Source organism: Pseudonocardia sp. ICBG601 (assembly GCF_020496245.1).
The window spans coordinates 195780-215903 of the sequence record NZ_JAHLJA010000002.1 but is presented as its reverse complement, the minus strand read 5'-3'; the positions used below and the strand labels follow the sequence as shown (position 1 = coordinate 215903).

15 protein-coding genes are annotated in these 20124 nt (G+C 73.9%); 6 read left to right on the top strand and 9 right to left on the bottom strand.

All coding sequences use genetic code 11. The annotated features are described in order from the left end of the window. The first annotated feature begins 85 nt into the window (after positions 1–85). Positions 86–370: a hypothetical protein gene (locus tag KPL57_RS01100; RefSeq protein WP_208820499.1), complete on the top strand. Its 285-nt coding sequence runs from the start codon at positions 86–88 to the stop codon at positions 368–370. A 44-nt stretch (positions 371–414) separates the two neighbouring features. Here the strand turns inward: KPL57_RS01100 and KPL57_RS01095 are convergent, their stop codons facing one another. Then, on the bottom strand, positions 415–1758 hold the full coding sequence (locus tag KPL57_RS01095) for an MFS transporter (protein WP_226350032.1): 1344 nt from the start codon (positions 1756–1758) through the stop codon (positions 415–417). A gap of 281 nt (positions 1759–2039) precedes the next feature. Between KPL57_RS01095 and KPL57_RS01090 the strand changes: the two genes are divergently transcribed. Continuing rightward, positions 2040–2810, top strand: coding sequence for a hypothetical protein (locus KPL57_RS01090; protein WP_226350031.1), 771 nt, complete (start codon positions 2040–2042; stop codon positions 2808–2810). A gap of 46 nt (positions 2811–2856) precedes the next feature. Here KPL57_RS01090 and KPL57_RS01085 read toward each other — a convergent pair whose 3' ends face one another. Both KPL57_RS01085 and KPL57_RS01080 read right to left on the bottom strand, forming a co-directional pair. Next, complete coding sequence (locus tag KPL57_RS01085) at positions 2857–4983, bottom strand: PhoX family phosphatase (protein ID WP_226350030.1); 2127 nt, start codon at positions 4981–4983, stop codon at positions 2857–2859. 264 nt (positions 4984–5247) lie between these two features. Beyond that, the gene (locus KPL57_RS01080; RefSeq protein ID WP_062397435.1) at positions 5248–5985 is read right to left on the bottom strand and encodes a response regulator transcription factor; all 738 of its coding nucleotides are present in this window, start codon (positions 5983–5985) and stop codon (positions 5248–5250) included. Between the two features lie 271 nt (positions 5986–6256). On the opposite strand from KPL57_RS01080, the gene KPL57_RS01075 reads away from it, so the two are divergent. Beyond that, entirely contained in the window at positions 6257–7762 is a 1506-nt protein-coding gene (locus KPL57_RS01075) for a GAF domain-containing protein (protein ID WP_226350029.1), read from the top strand. A gap of 10 nt (positions 7763–7772) precedes the next feature. Here KPL57_RS01075 and KPL57_RS01070 read toward each other — a convergent pair whose 3' ends face one another. The 3 genes from KPL57_RS01070 to KPL57_RS01060 form a co-directional block, all read right to left on the bottom strand. Beyond that, complete coding sequence (locus tag KPL57_RS01070; protein ID WP_226350621.1) at positions 7773–11576, bottom strand: ABC transporter ATP-binding protein; 3804 nt, start codon at positions 11574–11576, stop codon at positions 7773–7775. Between the two features lie 275 nt (positions 11577–11851). After that, positions 11852–12712 (bottom strand): hypothetical protein, encoded by an 861-nt coding sequence (locus tag KPL57_RS01065; protein WP_226350028.1) that lies wholly within the window; start codon positions 12710–12712, stop codon positions 11852–11854. Continuing rightward, the gene (locus tag KPL57_RS01060) at positions 12712–13653 is read right to left on the bottom strand and encodes an ATP-binding cassette domain-containing protein (protein WP_226350027.1); all 942 of its coding nucleotides are present in this window, start codon (positions 13651–13653) and stop codon (positions 12712–12714) included. Before KPL57_RS01060 ends, KPL57_RS01065 begins: the two co-directional genes overlap by 1 nt. A 195-nt stretch (positions 13654–13848) precedes the next feature. Here KPL57_RS01060 and KPL57_RS01055 point away from each other — a divergent pair, with 195 nt between their 5' ends. The 3 genes from KPL57_RS01055 to katG all read left to right on the top strand — a co-directional run bounded on the left by KPL57_RS01055 (position 13849) and on the right by katG (position 18165). Continuing rightward, positions 13849–15408 (top strand): long-chain-fatty-acid--CoA ligase, encoded by a 1560-nt coding sequence (locus KPL57_RS01055; RefSeq protein ID WP_226350026.1) that lies wholly within the window; start codon positions 13849–13851, stop codon positions 15406–15408. Positions 15409–15506: 98 nt separating this feature from the next. Further along, on the top strand, positions 15507–15926 hold the full coding sequence (locus KPL57_RS01050; protein WP_073578604.1) for a Fur family transcriptional regulator: 420 nt from the start codon (positions 15507–15509) through the stop codon (positions 15924–15926). After that, positions 15919–18165 (top strand): catalase/peroxidase HPI, encoded by a 2247-nt coding sequence (gene katG, locus KPL57_RS01045; RefSeq protein ID WP_374203647.1) that lies wholly within the window; start codon positions 15919–15921, stop codon positions 18163–18165. The genes KPL57_RS01050 and katG overlap by 8 nt, the downstream gene beginning before the upstream one ends. A gap of 237 nt (positions 18166–18402) precedes the next feature. Here the strand turns inward: katG and KPL57_RS01040 are convergent, their stop codons facing one another. From KPL57_RS01040 to KPL57_RS01030, 3 genes are all read right to left on the bottom strand, one after another. Then, entirely contained in the window at positions 18403–18597 is a 195-nt protein-coding gene (locus KPL57_RS01040; RefSeq protein WP_062397453.1) for a hypothetical protein, read from the bottom strand. Continuing rightward, entirely contained in the window at positions 18594–19205 is a 612-nt protein-coding gene (locus KPL57_RS01035; RefSeq protein ID WP_226350025.1) for a helix-turn-helix domain-containing protein, read from the bottom strand. Before KPL57_RS01035 ends, KPL57_RS01040 begins: the two co-directional genes overlap by 4 nt. A gap of 181 nt (positions 19206–19386) precedes the next feature. Beyond that, positions 19387–20094 carry an alpha/beta hydrolase gene (locus KPL57_RS01030; RefSeq protein ID WP_226350024.1) on the bottom strand — a complete coding sequence of 236 codons (708 nt, stop codon included), beginning with the start codon at positions 20092–20094 and terminating at the stop codon, positions 19387–19389. Positions 20095–20124 lie beyond the last annotated feature (30 nt).

The following is a 20124-nucleotide window of genomic DNA, read 5'->3' as shown; positions in this document are numbered from 1 at the left end:
GACACCGGCCGACGGGCCCCCCGCCCCGCCGGGGGCGGGTGAACCCGACCACTACTGTCGCCCGCATTCGACCTGGAGGTGAGTCGTGGCACTCGCGAACATCCTGTCCGAGATGCCGGATCTGCTGGAGCGGACCCTGGCGGAACACACCCCCGACGCGCAGGGCTTCTGCCGTGAGTGCCGGGACGCGACGGGGGTCAGCGCCACCTGGCCCTGCGTGACCCGCGAGCTGGCCGAGCAGGCCCGCTCGATGTCCTCCGGCGGCCCCGGCACCGTCGACGAGCGGCCCGCCGAGGGCACCGTGGCCGGGCGTCGCCGGGCCCGGGACCTCTCGGCCCCGCTCGGCAACGGCCGGCACCGCTCGATCTAGGCCGCTCCGGCGCCCCGGACACCAGGTCCGGGGCGCCGTCGTCGTCAGGAGAGCCGGGCGGGCGCGTCCGGGCGGTGCGTCTCCCGGATGAGCAGGACCGCGACCAGCGAGATCACGGCGACGACTACCATGTAGGCCGCGACCGCCATCGACGTCCCGTAGCCCTGCTGCAGCGCGGCGGCGATCAGCGGTGCGAACCCGCCGCCCAGCACGGCGCCGACGGCGTAGGAGAACGAGGCGCCGCTGTAGCGGAAGCGTGCCTCGAACATCTCCGCGAACAACGCGGACTGCGGGCCGTAGGACAGGCCCAGCCCCACCGTGAGCACGACGACCGCGACGACCATCGCGGCGAACCCGGTGGTGTCGAGCAGCAGGAAGAACGGCACCGGCCACACCACGAGCAGCACCGAGCCCACCAGGTAGGCGCGCTTGCGGCCCACACGGTCGGACCAGATCGCGCCGGCGACGATGCTGACCAGCCAGCTCAGCGAGCCGATGATCACGACGACGATCATGGTGTTCCGCGGGACCTCGAGCACCTGGGTGCCGTAGGAGAGCAGGTAGGCCAGGAAGATGTAGCCGATCGCGTTGTTCGCGACGAAGCTGACCGAGGCCAGCACCAGCTCGCGCGGACGGTGCCGGAACACCTCCAGGATCGGGGCGCGGCTGCGGCCGCGGTTCTGCCGCAGCATCGCGAACACCGGGCTCTCCTCGACCCGCAGCCGGATCACGAGCCCGACGACGACCAGCAGGATCGACAGCAGGAACGGGATCCGCCAGCCCCACGCGGCGAACTGCTCGGGGGTGGTCAGGTTGGACACGACGAGGAACACCAGCTGGGCCAGGATCAGCCCGGCGGGCACCCCGATCTGCGGGAACGAGCCGTAGCGCCCGCGCCTGCCGGGCGGGGCGTGCTCGACCGCCATCAGCGCGGCGCCGCCCCACTCACCGCCCGCCGAGAGGCCCTGCAGCAGGCGCAGCACGACGAGCAGCACCGGCGCCGCGACGCCGATCTGGCCGTAGGTGGGCAGCAGGCCGACGCCGACGGTGGCCACGCCCATCAGCAGCAGCGAGAAGACCAGCATCTTCTTGCGGCCGAGGCGGTCGCCGAAGTGCCCCCACACGATGCCGCCGAGCGGACGCGCCACCAGGCCGACCCCGAGGGTCGCGAACGCGGCCAGGGTGCCCGAGGCCGCGGACATCGTGGTGAAGAACTGGCTGTTGAACACCAGGGCCGCGGCCGTGGCGTAGATGAAGAAGTCGTACCACTCGATCGTCGTGCCGATCGCGCTCGTCGCGGCGACCCGGCGCACCTGCGCGGGCGCGGAGCCGGTCGTGTCGGCGGCACTCGTCGGGCCCGCGCCGGGCCCGGCCTGCTGCTCGGTCATGCGTCCTCCCCTGACCCGGGACGGCGGTGTCCCGGACCGCGCTACTTTTGCACCGAACGTCCGGTCGGGTAAAGACGTCCGGGGTGCCCGATCCGCGCCACTCGTCGCACGGCCGGGTGCGGTCGTCGCCACGAACGGTCCGCGAAGATCGGACATCACGGGACATTCGCTACCGTCCGGTCACTGAACACGCGGTCCGGTACCCCCCGACGGGCCGGGATCCCCCGATCCCGACGCTCCCCCGCAGCCCGGCCGGTCCGCGTGCCGGAGGAGAGACCGTCGTGCCCCGACACCGACATCGGGCGCAGGCCGGGCTGAGGCCCGGTCTGCGTCACGTCGCCACCGCGGCCGCCGTCGCGAGCGGCACGCTCGCCGTCGTCACGCCCGTGACCGGGCTCGGCTTCGGGCCGGCCGAGGCCGACCTGCGCCTGGCCGCACAGGACGTGTCCGAGGGCGACCTCGGTAGCCCGTTCGCCGAGGCCGCGGCCGCCGCGGACACTCCCCGCTCCGCGCCCGTGTTCGGCGCCGAGATCGTCCGCGACGCGGGTCTGCTCGACCCGGCCGCGGACGCGAGCCTCGCCGCGGCCCGCAAGGCCCAGGGCCTGGCGCAGGAGGCCGCCGAGCAGGCCAGGGCCGCCGCCGCACTCGCCGCCCGCGGGCTGAACGACCCGTCGTGCGGGCTCGACCTCGACGACCTGGGCCGGGTGAAGGACTGGGTGTCCGACGCCGCGGAGTTCCTCGGCTGCGCCTACGGCGAGACCGACCTGATCGGCGTCGCGAACCGGGCGAACGCCTCCGACCACCCGACCGGACACGCCCTGGACATCATGGTGCGCGGGCAGAAGGGCGACCGCATCGCCGACTGCGCCCTGGCCAACGCCGACGAGCTCGGCGTGAAGTACGTGATATGGGAGCAGCGCATGAACGACGGCTCCGGATGGTCGACGATGGAGGACCGCGGCGGCGACACCGCGAACCACTACGACCACGTGCACATCTCGTTCGACAAGCGCGCCGGGTCCGGCGAGCCGGACCTCGGCCGCTGCGCCTGACCCGCCGCCCGGTCCGCGGCGGAGCACGGACCGGGCTGCGGTGGTCTCAGACGCCGATCTTCGCCGGGCGTCCGTCCTTCAGGTGCCGGATCGCGGCGACGGCCGGACGCGGCTGCGCGGCGCCGCCGTCGGGCCAGTGCGACGCGGGCTTCTCCGGTGAGGCGTCGTCGACGTCGCCCGGGTGCTGCACCGAGACCAGCACGAAGTTCTCGGTGACGACCGGGCCGCAGCACTCCGAGCCGACCGGGACGCTGGCGAACAGCCGGGTCGAGCCGCGCTGCGGCCCCTCCAGCACGACGCCGTAGAGGCCGTCGTTGATCTCCAGCGCCTGGCTGGAGTCGGTCGAGATCCACAGGTTGCCGTAGGGGTCGAACGCCACGTTGTCCGGCGAGGTGATCGGGCTGACCTGGGACTTGTCGAACCCGCCGAAGTACGTCGACGGGTCGTCGGGCTTCCCGCAGACCAGCAGGATGTTCCAGGCGAACGTCGTCGCCGCCGGGTCGTCGCGCGTCTCGGTGAGCTCGATGACGTGGCCGTGCTGGTTGGCGTTGCGCGGGTTCGCCTCGTCCGGACCGGCCTTGGCGCCCGCCTTGCCGCGGTCGGAGTTGTTGGTGCAGGCGATGTAGACCTTCCCGGTGCGCGGGTTGGGCTCCACGTCCTCCGGGCGGTCCATCTTCGTCGCGCCGACCTTGTCCGCGGCGAGCCGGGTGAACACGAAGACGTCGGCGACGCTCATGCCGTCCACGTAGGACTTCGTGGTCGACGCCAGCGGCTTCCACTGCCCGGAGCCGTCGAAGCGGCCGTCGCGCGGCAGCGTCCCGGTGCCGGTGATCTCCGCGGCCGGGCTGTCCCCGATGAACGTCGCGACGTAGAGCGTGCCCGACGACAGCAGGGTGGCGTTGTGCTCGCGGGCGGCCCGGCTGTGACCACGGCGCATCCGCTTGTCCGACACGAACTTGTAGACGTAGTCGAAGCGCTCGTCGTCGCCCATGTAGACGACGGGGCGCCCGTCCCGGGTGAGCGCGACGGTGGCGCCCTCGTGCTTGAAGCGGCCGAGCGCGGTGTGCTTGACCGGCTTCGAGCGCGGGTCGTGCGGGTCGATCTCGACGATGTAGCCGAATCGGTTGGCCTCGTTCGGCTCCTGCGCGAGGTCCCAGCGCGGGTCGACGCGCTCCCACCGGCGCTCCGAGGCGCCCTCTTCGAAGCCGTAGCGCTTCGCGCGCTCGTCGGTGACCGGGCCGGAGGCGAAGTAGCCGTCGAAGTTCTCCTCGCCGGACAGGAAGGTGCCCCACGGGGTGGTGCCGCCGGCGCAGTTGCCGATCATGCCCTTCACGCTGCGCCCGGTCGGGTCGGCCTTCGTGCGCAGCACCTCGGCACCGGCGGCCGGGCCGTCGAGCACCATCTCGGTGTCGGCGGTGATGCGCCGGTTGAGCTTCCCGTTGCGGTCGTAGCGCAGCTCGCCGGTGCGCAGGTCGCGGGTCACCTCGACGACGCCGCCGCCGTGCGCGGCCATGCCGATCCGGATCTGCTCGGGGGTGGGGGCGTCCTCGTCGTACCCGCGGAACATCAGCGGCTCGAGCGTGTACTCGTGGTTGGAGAACATGACGTAGCGGCGGCCGGGGCCGTCGATCGGCAGGATCCCGCAGAAGTCGTTGTTGTAGCCGAACTGGCGGGCCTGCGCGGCGGCGGTCTGGTTCTCGAAGTCGAACTCCGGCGCGTCCGGGAACATCGGGTCGCCCCAGCGGATCACGACGTTGCTCGCGTAGTCGACCGGCACGCGGATCGCGTCGTCCAGGTTCGGCGCGACCGTCTCGTACTGCAGCCCGCGCGGGGGCCGGGCGTGCGCCGGCGCGGCCACGTCGGCACCGAGCGGGTGGGCCGGCGCGGCCGGGGCGGGCTCGGCCGCCGAGGCGGTGCCGGCCAGGGCCACACCGGCCCCGGCGCCCAGGCCGATCACCGCACCGGCGCGGAGCATCCCGCGCCGGTCGAGCACGGCCTGCATGACGTCACCGAAGTAGGCGTTCGACGACGGGTTGGGCTCGGGCCGGGAGCAGGCGTCGCCGCACCTGTAGCGGCAGGTGAGGCCCTGACGTCCGTGCCGCACGCGGTCGAGGAGCGGGAGGGCACGGCGGGGGCCGGCCTGGGGGGCGTCGCCGGGGCAGCTGTGGGCCACGGTCGTCCTCCTGGGGTCGTGGTGGGATGACGCGGTCCGGTCCGGTCCGTTCGGAACCGTCCGTTTCCTCCGCATCCCAACACCCCCGTTCTCCCGTGGGGTGAGGAGAAGGTGGCCGCCGGGTGAACGCATCCCCGAAAGGGGTGGCGTCGACCACGCAACGCGACCGGCGCGGCCACCCGATGGGTGACCGCGCCGGTCGCGCGTGCGCTGGACGAGGGCACGGACCGGGGCGGGCGAGTGCCTCGCCCCGGCCCGGCGGGATCAGACGATGCCCTGGCGGGCGGCGGTGTAGACGATCTCGGTGCGACGACGGACCTCGAGCTTGTCGCGCAGGTTCCGCACGTGGAACTTCACGGTGGCCTCGGAGATCCGCAGCCGGGTCCCGATCTCGCGGTTGGACAGGCCGACGGCGAGCAGCCGCAGGACCTGGTTCTCGCGGTCGGTCAGCAGCGAGGTCTTGCAGAGGTCCGGCGTGGGCGACGGCGCCGGGTCGGTGTCGCGCAGCACCTGCAGCGGGCCGGCGCTCGCGGTGCCCGGGTCGAAGACGCCCTCGCCGCGCAGGACCGTGCGCAGCGCCCGCACGATCTCGGCGGTGTCGGCGCCCTTGCGCAGGTAGCCGTGGACACCCAGGCGGACGGTGCGCATCATCGAGTCGCGGTCACGGCAGCCGGTCAGCACGAGGATCTTCACCCCGCGGCAGCGCTCCAGCAGCGCGCGCACCAGGTCGAGGCCGGGCCGCTCGTCGCGGGCGAACTCGATGTCGACGATGATCGCGTCGGGGCGGGCGCGCTCGGCGGCCATCAGGGCGTCGCGCGGGGAGGCGGCCTCGCCGGCCGGGGCCAGGTCGGGCTCGGCGGTCAGCAGGGCGCGCAGCCCGTGCCGGACGACCGGCTCGGAGTCGACGACGAGTACCCGGGCCGCGCGGCGGATCACATCCGCGCCGTCGGCCCCGCGGCCGGCACGCAGATCGGTGGCCTCACGAACGGCTTCGAGCGTCATCGCTGTCCTCCGGTGGATCTGTTGCGTCATCGCAGGAACACCAACCGGCGTCCCGATGCGGCAAACCGTAAGGAGCGCCACGTTGCCCCCACGTTGCGCGCGATCGAGCGACGTCGCATCCCGGCCCGGTCGCGAGGGGGTCGAGCCCCCCGAGCAGCGGGTATGCTCGCGACCCCGGGACCGACCACCGATTCCGGGACGGTCCCGCGCCGGCGCGGGACATCACGTGGGAGCAGGGCACGACGTGCCCCCAGCCGTGACGGGAGGCGACGTGAGCGGAGCCGAGGGCGGGACGTCCCCCGAGGAGATGGTCGCCGACGCGCATCGCCTGCGGCGCATCTACGACGACGGGCTCGGCGCCGGCGGTTCGGCGGGCACCCCCCGCCCGGTCGTCTCGGACTCGTGGCAGCGCAGCCTGGCCGCGCACGTCGACCCGGAGGGCAGGCTCCCCCCGCTCATCTACCTCGCCGACGAGCTGAAGGAGGTCCGGACCGGCCACCCGCTGCACGCGGTGATGCCGCTGCTCCGTTCCACCCTCGTGAGCATCGCCGACGAGGCGATGCACGTGATGCTCGTGACCGACGCCGACGGCACCGTCCTGTGGCGCGACGGCGCGCACGGCCTGCTGCACTCCGCCGACGACGTCGGGCTCGTCGAGGGCACCCGCTGGGCCGAGGAGACGATCGGCACCAACGCGATGGGGACGGCGCTGGCCGTCGACGAGCCGGTCCGGATCCACTCCGCCGAGCACCTCGTCCGGGCCTACCACGACTGGACCTGCGTCGCGGCCCCCGTGCACGACCCCGACACCGGCGACACCATCGGCGCGATCGACATCTCCGGGCCGCTGCACACCGTGCACCCCGCGCTGGTGCAGCTGGTGACGGCGACCGCACACCTCGCGGAGAACCAGCTGCGGGTACGGCTGGCGATCGCCGACGAGCGGCTGCGGGTCAAGAACATGCCGCACCTCGCGGCGCTGCGCGGCTCCGAGGGCGCCCTGCTGTCCGCGAGCGGCCGGGTCATCGCCAGCGAGCCCTACGGCCTGTTCCCCGAGCGGATCCGGCTCGACGACGGCGTCGACCGGGTGCAGCTCGGCGACGGCCGGGAGATGGCCGTCGAGAGGCTGGCCGAGGGCTACCTGCTGGTGCCGCCGTCGCGGCGGCGCGGGCGCGTCGTCCCGACGGCGCCGACCGGTGCGCCCCGCCCGCTGGAGCTGCGCTTCACCGGCGGGGGCGGTCCGCGCGTCACCCTCGACGGCGAGGAGTTCGCCGCCACCCTGCGCCCGGCGGAGATCCTCACCGCGCTGGCGCTGCACCCCGACGGGCTCTCCGGCGAGCAGCTGACCCTGATGCTCTACGGCGAGGACGGCAACCCGACCACCGTCCGCGGCGAGATCCACCGGCTGCGGTCGTCACTGGGCGCGGAGCTGCTGCTCACCCGCCCCTACCGGCTGGCGGCCGGGCCGCAGGCCGACTTCCTGCGGGTCCGCGCCGCGTTGCGCGACGGCCGGGTGTCCGACGCGCTCGACTCCTGCCACGGCGAGCTGCTGCCCCGCTCCGACGCGCCTGCCGTGCGCGAGCTGCGCGACGAGCTCGTGGTCGGGCTGCGGCACGCCGTGCTCGCCTCGGACGACGTCGCACTCCTGCACCGCTTCGTCGTGCACCCGCTGGGGACCGACGACCTGGAGGCGCACGAGCTGCTGCTGGACCTGCTCGACCGGGACGACCCGCGCCGGGCCGCCGTCGCCGCGCGGGCCGAGCACCTGCGGGACTGACCCGCCGGGCTCAGGTCTGTGCGGCCAGCGGGCTGTCCGGCTCGGGCTCCAGCTCCCCCGCGCGCCACAGGGCCGCGTAGCGACCGCCCGCACGGACCAGCTCGTCGTGCGTGCCCTCCTCGGCGATCCGGCCGCCGGACAGCACCACGATCCGGTCCGCCCGCCGCGCGGTCTGCAGCCGGTGGGCGACGACGAACGCGGTCCGCCGCGACGCCACCCGCTCCCCCGCCGCCAGCACGGTGGCCTCGGTGGCCGGGTCCAGCGCCGCGGTCGCCTCGTCGAAGATCAGCACGTCCGGGTCGACCAGCTCGGCCCGCGCCAGCGCGACGAGCTGCCGCTGCCCCGCAGACAGGCCCTGCCCCCGCTCGCCCACCGGGGTGCGGAACCCCTGCGGCAGCGACCGCACCAGACCCAGCGCCCCGACCGCGCGGGCCGCGGCCTCGATCCGCTCCGGCGGGGCGTCCGGGCGGCCGTAGGCGATGTTGGAGGCGACGTCGCCGGTGAACAGGTGCGCCTCCTGCGGGACCACCCCGAGCCGCGAGCGGTACCCGGCCAGCGGGAAGCGGCGCACATCGACGCCGTCCACGCGGACCTGGCCGTCGCCGGTGTCGTAGAACCGGGCGATCAGCTTGATCAGCGTCGACTTGCCGGCACCGGTCGCGCCCACGAGCGCGACGGTCTCGCCCGCCCCGACGCGCAGCGACACGTCGTCGAGGGCGGGGGCGTCCACTCCCGGGTAGCGGAACGTCACGTGGTCCAGCTCGACCTCGCCGCGCAGCCGCGCCGGCACGGGCGCCGGGCGCTCGGGCTCGTCCGGGACCGAGGTGGGCGTGCGCAGCAGCTCCGAGATCCGGTTCAGGCCGACCCGGGCCTGCTGGTAGCCGTCGAACACCTGCGACAGCTGCTGCACCGGGCCGAAGAACAGGGTCAGGTACAGCAGGAACGCGGTGAGCACGCCCGGGGTGATGTCCCCGCCGACGATGCGGGTCCCGCCGACGAACAGCACGACCGCCGTGGCGATGTCGGACAGGAACGCCACGAACGGGAAGTAGGTGGCGATGTAGCGCTGCGCGCGCAGCCGCGACCGGCGGTAGGCGTCGGAGCGCTCGCCGAAGCGGTCGTAGCTCAGCTCCTCGCGGACGTAGGCCTGCGCGATGCGCACCCCGGACACGTTCTCCTGCAGGTCGGCGTTGACCACGCTGACCCGCTCGCGGGCCTCGGCGTAGGCGCGGGAGGAGAACCGGCGGAACACCACGGTGCCGACCGCGAGCAGCGGCAGCAGCCAGCCCAGCGCGTACAGCGCGAGGTGCGGGTCGGTGAGCACCAGCGCGGTCGCGACCCCGCCGATCGTCAGGAGGCTGACGACGGCCTGCGCCAGCCCGGTCTGCAGGAACGTGGACAGCGCGTCCACGTCGGTCGTCATCCGGGTCATGATCCGGCCGGACAGCTCGCGCTCGTAGAAGTCGAGGCCGAGCCGCTGCAGGTGCGCGTAGCTGCGCAGCCGCAGCAGGTAGAGCAGGCTCTCCCCGGCCCGGGCGGTGACCAGCGTCTGGAACCCGACGACCACCGCGTCCAGCACGACGATCAGCAGCCCGGCCAGCGCCGCCAGCAGCAGGACCCGGGTGGCGCCGTCGGTGATGCCGTCGTCGACGGCGATCCGGGCGATGCTGGGCAGGGCCAGGGTCGCCAGCGCGTCCGCGGTCATCAGCGCGACGCCGAGCACCAGCAGCCGGCGCACGGGGCGCAGCAGCGAGGACAGCCGGAACGCGGGATCGGGGGCGGTCGGGTCGTCGTCGCCGCGCAGCCGGGGGGTCTCGTCCGCCGGGGGCAGCTTCGCGACGGACTCGAGCAGCTCGGGGGTCGCGCTGATCCCACCCGCCCAGCCGGCCGCGCCGCCTCCGCCGTCGCGGGTCAAGGCCCGGTCCGGGTCCTCCTCGATGCTGACCCGCGGCCACAGCTCCGGGGTGACGGCCGGGCCCGCCGGTGCATCGGCGAGGACACCGTCGCCGGTGCCGGTGCCGGTGCCGGTGCCGGTGCCGGTGCCGGTGCCGTTGGCGGGTGCCGCCTCGTGGGCGGCGGGCCCGCGGGTACCGCCGCCGAGCTCGTCGGCGGGGCCGGTGGCGAGCAGCTCCCGGAACAGCGCGCACCGGCCGCGCAGCTCGTCCTCGGTGCCGGTGTCGACGACCCGGCCCTTGTCCAGCACCGCGATCCGGTCGGCCAGCGCCAGGGTGGAACGCCGGTGCGCGACCAGCAGCGTGGTCCGCTCGGCGGTCAGCTCGTGCAGGGTCTCGTGGATCGCGGCCTCGGTGGCGGTGTCGACCGCGGAGGTCGCGTCGTCGAGCACCAGCACCCGCGGCCGGGTCAGCATCGCCCGGGCCAGCGCGATCCGCTGCCGCTGGCCACCGGACAGGGTCAGGCCGCGCTCGCCGACCTCGGTGTCGTAGCCGTCGGGCAGGTCCTCGACGAACGACGCCACCTGCGCGGCCTCGGCGGCGGCGCGGATCTCGTCCTCACCGGCGTCGGGCCGGCCGTAGGCGATGTTGTTGCGGATGCTGTCGGAGAACAGGAACGCCTCCTCGAACACCACCCCCAGCTCGGCGCGCAGGTCGTGCAGCCGCAGGTCGCGCAGGTCCACCCCGCCGATCGCGAGACGCCCGGCCTGCGGGTCGTAGAAACGGGGCAGCAGCAGCGCCACCGTCGACTTGCCCGAGCCGGGCGGGCCGACCAGGGCGAGGGTCTCGCCGGGTTCGACGCGCAGGGAGAGCCCGTCCAGGACCGGGTCGGGGGCGGCGTCGCCGTCCGGGCCGGAGCCCGCGGGCTCGTAGCCGAACCGGACGTCGTCCAGCTCGACGGTCAGCGGGCCCTCGGGCAGCGCGGCCGGACGCTCCGGGTCGACGATCCCCGGTGCGGCGTCGACGATCTCGAAGACGCGCTCCGCCCCGGCCCGGGTCAGCTGCGCGGTGACCACGAGCGCGCCGATCAGCCGGGCGGGCCCGACGAGCATCCCGACGTAGGTGGTGAACGCCAGGAACGTGCCGAGGTCGATGGTGCCGCGGGCGGCCATCCAGCCGCCGACGCCGATCACCGCGACCTGTCCCAGCCCGGGCAGCGCCAGCAGCATCGGGTTGAGCCGCGCGGTCAGCCCGGCGGCCCGCAGCCGCTCGCCGTAGAGGCGGCGGGCCCGGCCCTCCAGCGTGGCGGTCTCGCGGGCCTCCTGCCCGAAGCCCTTGACCACGCGCACGCCGGTGACGGTCTCCTCGACCTGCTGCGCGATCTCCGCGGCCCGCTGCTGCGCGGACCAGGTGGCCGGGAACAGCCTGCGCCGGATGCTGTTGGTGGCCAGGAACGCCAGCGGCAGCATGACCAGCGCGACCACGGTGAGCAGCGGCGACAGGTACAGCATCGCGACGATCGCGACGACCACCAGCACGACGGTGCCCGCCGACAGCGGCACCATCGACAGGAAGCCCTGCACCAGCTGCAGGTCGGAGATGGCCCGCGAGGCGACCTGGCCGGTGCGCAGCCGGTCCTGGCGGACGCCGTCCATGCGCTGCACCGCGCCGAACACCGCGCGCCGCAGGTCGTGCTGCACGTTCAGCGCCATCTTGCCGCCGAGGTAGCGGCGCACGAACGCGCCGACGAACTTCAGCACGCCCAGCACCAGGAGCCCGCCGACGACCGGCGCGAGCACGCCGGTGTCCCCGCCGATCGCGCCGTTCACGCCCTCGCGGATCAGCAGCGGACCGATCGCCTCCAGCCCGACGCCGAGCATCGACGCGACGAGCGCACCGACCGTGACGCGGCGGTGCCGCATGCAGGCCGTGGCCAGTCTGCGGATCCAGCCGGGGCGCGCGGAGGGGTGGGGAGAGGGCACGTCGCCAGGCTATGCCCGCCCCCCGACAACCGGCCCGGCGACGCCGCCCGGCGCGGGCCGCCGGGCACCCGCCGTCGACGACGGCCGCTCCCCCGCACCGCCCACCTCGCACGGGTTCCGGCGACGTCGCAGACCGTGCAGAGGCTGCGAGGTGGAGCGAACCCGTGCGAGGTGGGCCGGGCTGCCGGCCGCCGCCCCGGACCCGCCGGCTCGCCTCAGGTGATGTCCCGCCGCGCCCCGACGACGGCGGCCAGTGCGATCCCCGAGGCCGTCCAGACCGCCAGGACCAGCAGCCCGACCCAGCCGGGCGGCGGGGCGCTGACCCCGGCCAGGAACTCCAGGACGAACTGCGACTGCGCCCCCAGCCCGGCCGAGCTCACGACCGGCTCCCAGATCGCGAGGTCACCGGCGTTGCCGGGCAGGAACGGGGTCAGCCGGGCGAACACCGACGGGTCGCCGAGCGAGGACCCGTCGCCCGCGCGCAGCGCCCCGGCGATCAGGTTCTCCCCGATCAGCAGGTAGCCGACGGTGAGCGCGATCGCCCCGGCCTGGTTGGTCACCAGGGTCCCGACGGCGACGCCGAGCACCCCCCACAGCGCGCACACCAGGATGCCGATCGCGCCCAGCCCGGCGAGCTGCCCGAGGTCGGGCAGCTGCTGGCCGCCGAGCGCCGCACCGCCGAGCAGCGGACCGACCACGACGAGGAACAGCGCGTACAGCCCGGCGACGACGGCGGCGATCAGCGCCTTGGCCGCGAGCACCTGGCCACGGGACCCGGTCAGATAGGCCAGCGTGACCGTGCGGTGCCGGAAGTCGCCGGTGCCCAGCAGCGTCCCGAAGGCGGCGCCGACGATCGCGGTCATGGTCAGCGCCGACGCCAGCCCGGCGAGCATCAGGATCGACGAGGTGTCGGTGGCCTGCGGCACGAGCAGCTGCAGGATGCTGCCGAGCAGGCTCTGGGCCAGCGCGAGCAGCAGCACCGGCAGGAACAGCAGCCACCACACCCGGGTGGACAGGGTCTTGCGGACCTCGGCGGTCAGGACCGCGCGGAAGCGGTCGAGGCTCACGGTCGCCATCAGCGCTGCTCCTCCCCGGCGAGCAGGCGCAGGAACATCTGTTCCAGCCCGGCCCGCTCCTCGCTCATCCCGTACACCGCGACGCCCGCGGCGAGCGCCAGGTCCCCGACGCGGACCGCGTCGGCCCCGCCGACGGCCAGTACGCCGTCGTCGACGCGGTCGATCTCGGTGATCCCGTCCGTGGCGAGCGCCTCGGCCAGCCGGGCCGGGTCCGCGGCGCGCACGAGCACCCGCGAGCCGTGGCCGGCGCGCAGCTCGGCGACGGTGCCGTCGAAGCGGCAGGCACCGCGGTCGATGACGACCAGCCGCTGGGCGGTCAGCTCCATCTCGGCCAGCTGGTGGGAGGAGACGAGCACGCTGCGCCCGGACGCGGCGAAGGCCTGCAGGAACGAGCGCAGCCAGGCGATGCCGTCGGGGTCCAGGCCGTTGCCCGGCTCGTCGAGCACGAGGATGCGCGGGTCGCCGAGCAGCGCCACGGCCAGCGCCAGGCGCTGGTTCATGCCGAGCGAGAACCCGCCCGCCGAGCGGTCCGCGGCGGCGGCCAGGCCCACCAGGGTGAGCACCTCGTCGACCCGGGAGTCGGGGACGCCGATCGCGGCGGCCGTGGCGCGCAGGTGCGCGCGGGCGGTGCGCCGCGGGTGCACGCCCTGCACCTCCAGCACCGCACCGACGACGCGGCCGGGCGAGGCCAGCGCGGAGAACGGGACCCCGTCGACGAGCGCGCGCCCGGTACTGGGCACGACCAGCCCGAGGATCATCCGCAGCGTCGTCGTCTTGCCCGACCCGTTGGGTCCGAGGAACCCCGTCACCGAGCCGGGCTCGACGGTGAACGACAGGTCGTGCACGGCCTCGACCGGGCCGAACCTCTTGCCGAGCCCCTCGACGACGATCCGCCCGCTCCCGGCCGCCGTCGCCGGGTCCGTGGACGCGGTCTCCTGCACTCCGGCCTCCGTCCGTCTCGCGTCGCACCCCGGGTTCGCGCCGGGGCATCGCCTGCCCGGCAATCCTCGCCCAGCGCGGGGACACGACCGGAGGCGGGCCCCGCACCGATCCGGTCGGCACTGGCGCGAGACCGACGAAACGGACTTGAATGGCGTGCGTCACACGCTCAGCGACGAGCCCCGAGGAGCCGCCCCGTGATCGACCCGACCAGCACCGTGTCCTCCCTGCTGCGCACCCACGCCACCGAGCGCCCGGACGACGAGGCCCTGCGCTTCGGCGACGTCCGCCGCACCTGGTCCGAGCTGGACGTCCGGGTGCGCAGGCTCGCGGCGGCCCTGCGCGCGGAGGGCATCGGCCCGGGTGACCGGGTCGCGGTGCTGGACCTCAACCACCCGTCGTGTCTGGAGCTGTCGCTGGCGTGCGCGTGGATCGGCGCGGCGAACGCGGTCGTGAACTTCCGGCTCGCCCCGCCGGAGATCGTCTACGTGATCGGCGACGCCCGGGCGCGGCTGCTGCTGGTCGGCCCGGAGTTCGCCGGGGCGGTCGGGCAGCTGCGGGAGAAGCTCGGCGCGGTGGAACGGGTGCTCCACGTGGGCGGGGAGGCCGACGAGTACGAGGCGTTCCTCGCCGCGCACGAGCCGGACACCGACCCCTACGACGCCGGCCCCGGCGACTGCTTCGTGCAGCTCTACACCTCGGGCACCACCGGGTTCCCGAAGGGCGCGATGCTCACCCACGGCGCGATGCTGGCGCACGCCGCGCACGTCGCCGCGGACTTCGAGCTGACGCCGACCGACGTCGTGCAGGTCGCGATGCCGCTGTTCCACGTCGGCGGGACCAGCTACGCCTTCCTCGCGCTCGCCCAGGGCGCGCGGATCGTGATGGCCCGGATGCCCGACCCGGCGGCGCTGCTGGACATGGTCGCTGCGGAGGGCATCACGCACACGTTCTGGGTGCCCGCGCTGATGGGCGCGATGACCCAGGTGCCGGGCGCCGCCGACCGCGACTACACGTCACTGCGGGCCATCTCCTACGGCGCCTCGCCGATGCCGCTGCCGGTGATGCGGGCGTCGCTGGCGCTGTTCGGCCCGAAGCTGCACCAGGTCTACGGGATGACCGAGGCCTGCGGCGTGGTCAGCTCGCTGGGCCCGGAGGACCACGGGGACCCGGCCGTCGAGCACCGGCTGGTGTCGGCGGGCAGGCCGATCACCGGCTGCACGATCGAGGTGCGCGACCCGGCGACGGGCGAGCGGCTCGGCACGGACGAGCCCGGGGAGATCTGGGTGCGGACCGACCAGCTGATGAGCGGCTACTGGGACAAGCCGGAGGCGACGGCGGCGGCGATCACCCCGGACGGATGGCTGCGGTCCGGCGACGGCGGCCACATCGACGCCGACGGCTACGTCTACGTCACCGACCGGATCAAGGACATGATCGTCTCGGGCGGCGAGAACGTGTACCCGGCCGAGATCGAGCGGGTGCTCGCCGAGCACCCGACCGTCGGCGACGTCGCCGTCATCGGAGTGCCCGACGACCGGTGGGGCGAGGTCCCGAAGGCCTGCGTGGTGGCCGCGCCGGGGGCGACCGTCGACCCCGAGGAGCTGCTCGTTCACGCGCGCGCCCACCTGGCGTCGTTCAAGTGTCCGAAGACCGTCGACGTCCTGCCGGAGCTCCCCCGCAACCCGACCGGCAAGATCCTCAAGAAGGATCTCCGGGCACCGTTCTGGGCGGGCCGGGAGCGCAGCACCGTCTGACGTGGCGCCGGTCTCATACTGAGACACGCCGAAACTTGACCGACTCAAGAAAAGCGGGCAGTCTCGCCGCCGTGTCGAACGCATCGGACTACGAGGGCATGCTGCGCGCGGCGTCGCTGCGCGTGACGCGTCCTCGCCTGGCCGTGCTGCAGGCGGTGCACTCCCACCAGCACGCGGACACGGAGTCGATCATCCGTGTCGTGCGGGAGGACCTCGGGGAGGTGTCGCACCAGGCCGTCTACGACGTCCTGCGTGCGCTGCACTCCTCCGGGCTGGTCCGCAGGATCCAGCCCACCGGTTCCGTCGCGCGGTACGAGGCGCGGGTCGGCGACAACCACCACCACGTGGTGTGCCGGTCCTGTGGCGCCATCGCCGACGTCGACTGCGCCGTCGGCTCCGCACCCTGTCTCACCGCCTCCGACGACAACGGCTTCGTGATCGACGAGGCCGAGGTCGTCTACTGGGGCCGGTGCCCCGACTGCTCATCCACTGATCCCGAGAGGATGTCCCGTGTCTGACGAGCACCCCACCGTCGAGAGCGAGATGAACCGCGAGCAGGACGGCGGTTGCCCCGTCGCCGCCGGCCGCATCGCGCACCCCACCGAGGGTGGCGGCAACCAGAGCTGGTGGCCGAACCAGCTCAACCTGAAGATCCTCCGCAAGCACGCTCCCGCCGCGGACCCGATGGACGAGGGCTTCGACTACGCGAAGGAGTTCGCGACCGTCGACCTGGACGAGCTCGCCCGCGACGTCGACGCCGTCATCACCACCTCGCAGGACTGGTGGCCCGCCGACCACGGCAGCTACGCCGGGTTCTTCATCCGGATGGCCTGGCACTCGGCCGGCACCTACCGGACCTACGACGGCCGCGGCGGCGCCGGCGCCGGGATGCAGCGCTTCGCCCCGCTGAACAGCTGGCCCGACAACGGCAACCTCGACAAGGCCCGCCGGCTGCTGTGGCCGGTCAAGCAGAAGTGGGGCCGCAAGGTCTCCTGGGCCGACCTGATGGTCTTCGCGGGCAACCGCGCCCACGAGATCTCCGGCTTCCCGATGTTCGGCTTCGCCGGCGGCCGCGCCGACGTGTGGGAGCCCGACGAGGACGTCTACTGGGGCTCGGAGAACGTCTGGCTGGGCAACGAGGCGCGCTACGGCGGCAGCAAGGACTTCGCCCACCGCGAGCTGGAGAAGCCGCTCGGCGCGTCGCACATGGGTCTGATCTACGTCAACCCGGAGGGCCCCGACGCCAGCGGTGACCCGATCGCCGCGGCCCGCGACATCCGCGAGACCTTCGGCCGGATGGCGATGAACGACGAGGAGACCGCCGCGCTGATCGTCGGCGGGCACACCCTCGGCAAGACCCACGGCGCCGCCAACCCGGACGAGAACGGCAACGTCGGCCCCGAGCCGGAGGCCGCCGACATCACCGAGCAGGGCCTGGGCTGGAAGCAGAGCTTCAAGTCCGGCAAGGGCCGTGACGCCATCACCTCCGGGCTCGAGGTCATCTGGACCCGCACCCCGAACCGGTGGAGCCACGACTACCTCAAGCACCTCTACGCCTACGAGTGGGTGCCGGAGAAGTCCCCGGCCGGGGCGAACCAGTTCGTCGCCAAGGACGCCGAGGACATCATCCCCGACCCCGAGGCCGGGCAGCCGAACCGCAAGCCGCGGATGCTGGTCACCGACGTCTCGATGCGGGTCGACCCGGTCTACGGCGAGATCACCCGCCGCTGGCTGGACAACCCGTCCGAGTTCGAGGACACCTACCGTCGCGCCTGGTACAAGCTGACCCACCGCGACATGGGCCCGAAGGAGCGCTACATCGGCGCCTGGGTGCCGACCGAGGAGCTGCTCTGGCAGGACCCGGTCCCGGCCGTGGACCACGAGCTCGTCTCCGCCGACGACGTCGCGTCGATCAAGGCGAAGGTGCTGGAGTCCGGCCTGTCGGTCAGCGACCTGGTCAAGACCGCCTGGGCCGCGGCCTCGTCGTTCCGCCAGTCCGACAAGCGCGGTGGCGCCAACGGCGGCCGCATCCGCCTCGAGCCGCAGCTGCAGTGGGAGGTCAACGACCCCGACACGCTGCGCACCGTGATCTCGACGCTGGAGTCGATCCAGTCCGACGTCAACGGCTCGCTCTCCGGTGGCAGGAAGATCTCCTTCGCCGACCTGGTCGTGCTGGCCGGTGCCGCCGCGGTGGAGAAGGCCGCCAAGGACGCCGGGCACGACATCACCGTGCCGTTCGTCCCGGGCCGGACCGACGCCACCCAGGAGAAGACCGACGTCGAGTCGTTCTCCTACCTGGAGCCCACCGCCGACGGCTTCCGCAACTACCGCGGCAAGGGCCACACCCTGCCCGGCGAGTTCCTGCTCGTGGACCGCGCGAACCTGCTCGGCGTCTCCGCCCCGGAGATGACCGTGCTGGTCGGCGGCCTGCGCGTGCTGGGCGCCAACACCGGCGGGTCGACGGCCGGCGTGTTCACCGACAAGGTCGGCACGCTGACCAACGACTTCTTCACCAACCTGCTGGGCTCCGATGTCCAGTGGCGTTCGGTCGCCGGTGACGACGACTCCTTCGAGGCCGTCGACGCCTCCGGGAACGTGAAGTGGACCGGCACCCGGGCCGACCTGGTCTTCGGGTCGAACTCCGAGCTGCGCGCCGTCGCCGAGGTCTACGCCTCCGACGACGCCAAGGAGAAGTTCGTCCGCGACTTCGTCGCCGCGTGGGACAAGGTCATGATGGCCGACCGCTACGACGTCTGATCGTCGCGTAGCAGCACGTCACGACGCCCGGGCCGGGTCACCGGCCCGGGCGTCGTCGTGTCCGGGCCTCGCCGCACACCTCCGTCGAGATGCGCGCACCCCGCACGCCCCTGAGCCGCATCTCGACGCATTCCGGACGCCGAGATGCAGCTCAGCGGGCCGGGGAGATCCACGACTCCCGCTGAGCTGCATCTCGGCGGGTCGGTGCCGGCCAGCGGGCGACCCGTGGAGGGGGCGTCAGTGGTGCAGCAGCCGTGGCGCCCAGGTCCCGGCACGCGGGCGGACGGCCCACCACAGCCGGGCGTAGGCGGCGTGCAGGCCGTCGCGCATCCGCGGACGGGGGCAGCGCCGGGCGAGGCGGTGCGCCTCGGCCTCGCGGTGCAGGTCCGCCATCCGCGCCCGCGCGAGACGGGCCCCGTGGTCCTCGATCACGACCCACCTCCCGGCGGCTCTGGCGGGGTGATCTCGCCGGGCGGGCGCGGGAGCCACGTCCCGAAGAAGAACTCGACCGGACGCGCCCCCGGCGGACGGGTGGACGGGTCGTGCTGCCGCTGCTCGAACCGCCGCGAGACGGCGATCAGCTCCTCGTGCAGCGCGCCGAGCTCCTCGGCGGTCATCCAGGTGGAGCCCGCCGAGAACCCGGCGCCCTCGCGCCACTCGGGCGCCTCGGCCCCGGCGCGCCGGAACCACCGCTTCATCTTCTCGGCGACCCGGTCGACGTAGACCTCCGACAGCGTCTCGGCGGCCATCGCGGTCTCGGGCTCCATGCCGTCCTCGACGCCCCAGGACTGCCCGTAGCGGACGAGCTTCCACGGCTTCTCCCGGCCGCGGCCGCCCTCGGCCGGCTCGACGAAGCCGTACTTGGCGAGGATCCCCAGGTGGTAAGCGCAGCTGGCGACGCTCTCGCCGGTGAGCTCGGCGCACCGGGTGGCCGTCGCGGTCCGTTCGAGCCCGATCACCTCCAGCAGCTCCACCCGCAGCGGATGGGACAGCGCACGCAGCCGCGCGGGGTCGGTGAGGGTGTAGGGCTCCTTCGGCACGAGAGTCAAGGTATCTTTATCAAGACATCTTGAGCAAGAGGCTTTGACTCAAGTTCGAACGCCGAGATGTAGCTCAGCGGGCCGGGAAGATCCACAAATCCCGCTGAGCTGCATCTCGGCGATCGGCCCGCGGCCTGGCACCCCCGGGCAAAGCGCCGGCGGCACACGCGGAGGCGGCGGGTCACCCCAGCCCGTCGAGCACCCCCGCGAGCCCCGATGGCTCGGACAGCATCGGCCAGTGCCCCGTCGGGAGCGCGATGATCGTCCACTCCGGACCGCCCATCTCCGCGAACCCGGGTGCGCCCGCGTCGATCAGCTCCCGGACGTCGTCGGGAGCGAAGCTGCAGGCCACGACGGTCTTGGGCAGCGAGGGGTCGGGCGTCCCGCGACGCGCGCCGGTGAGCACCACCCCGGGCGGCTCGGCCACCGAGCGGGCACGGACGTCGTCGAAGACGGCGTCGGGGATTCCCGCGGTGCTGCTGCCGGCGGCGTCGAGCTCGGCGCGGGCCGGCATCGGCAGCGCGCCGTGCTCGGCGAGGGTCGCCCGGGTCGCGGCCTGCGCGTCGGGCGGGGTGAAGTCGATCTGCGCGACGCCGTCGGGCAGCGGGCCGGTGTCGACGAACACCAGGTGCGCGAGCCGGCCCCGGGCGCGCTCGGCCACCGCGGCGCAGACCGGGCCCGCGCCGCTGTGGGCGACCAGGACGACCGGGTCGCCCGCGCCGCCGAGGGCGGTGAGCACCTCGTCGACGCGGGTCTCCGCGGTCGCACCGGGCTCGTGGCCGAGGTCGAGCGCGGCCACGTCGTGCCCGCGGGCGCGCAGGTCGTCCGCGACCGCGTCCCACGCCGTCGCGTCGATCCAGAAACCGGGGACCAGGAGGTAGCTCGTCATTCCACGAGCCTGGCGGCGGACGAGGACGGT

Excerpts from the sequence above, each read along its gene's own strand:
- KPL57_RS01095 (WP_226350032.1), bottom strand. The coding sequence starts at position 1,758 with ATGACCGAGCAGCAGGCCGGGCCCGGCGCGGGCCCGACGAGTGCCGCC.
- KPL57_RS01080 (WP_062397435.1), bottom strand. The coding sequence starts at position 5,985 with ATGACGCTCGAAGCCGTTCGTGAGGCCACCGATCTGCGTGCCGGCCGC.
- KPL57_RS01070 (WP_226350621.1), bottom strand. The coding sequence starts at position 11,576 with ATGCGGCACCGCCGCGTCACGGTCGGTGCGCTCGTCGCGTCGATGCTC.
- KPL57_RS01065 (WP_226350028.1), bottom strand. The coding sequence starts at position 12,712 with ATGGCGACCGTGAGCCTCGACCGCTTCCGCGCGGTCCTGACCGCCGAG.
- KPL57_RS01050 (WP_073578604.1), top strand. The coding sequence starts at position 15,507 with ATGCTGCGCGCGGCGTCGCTGCGCGTGACGCGTCCTCGCCTGGCCGTG.
- KPL57_RS01030 (WP_226350024.1), bottom strand. The coding sequence starts at position 20,094 with ATGACGAGCTACCTCCTGGTCCCCGGTTTCTGGATCGACGCGACGGCG.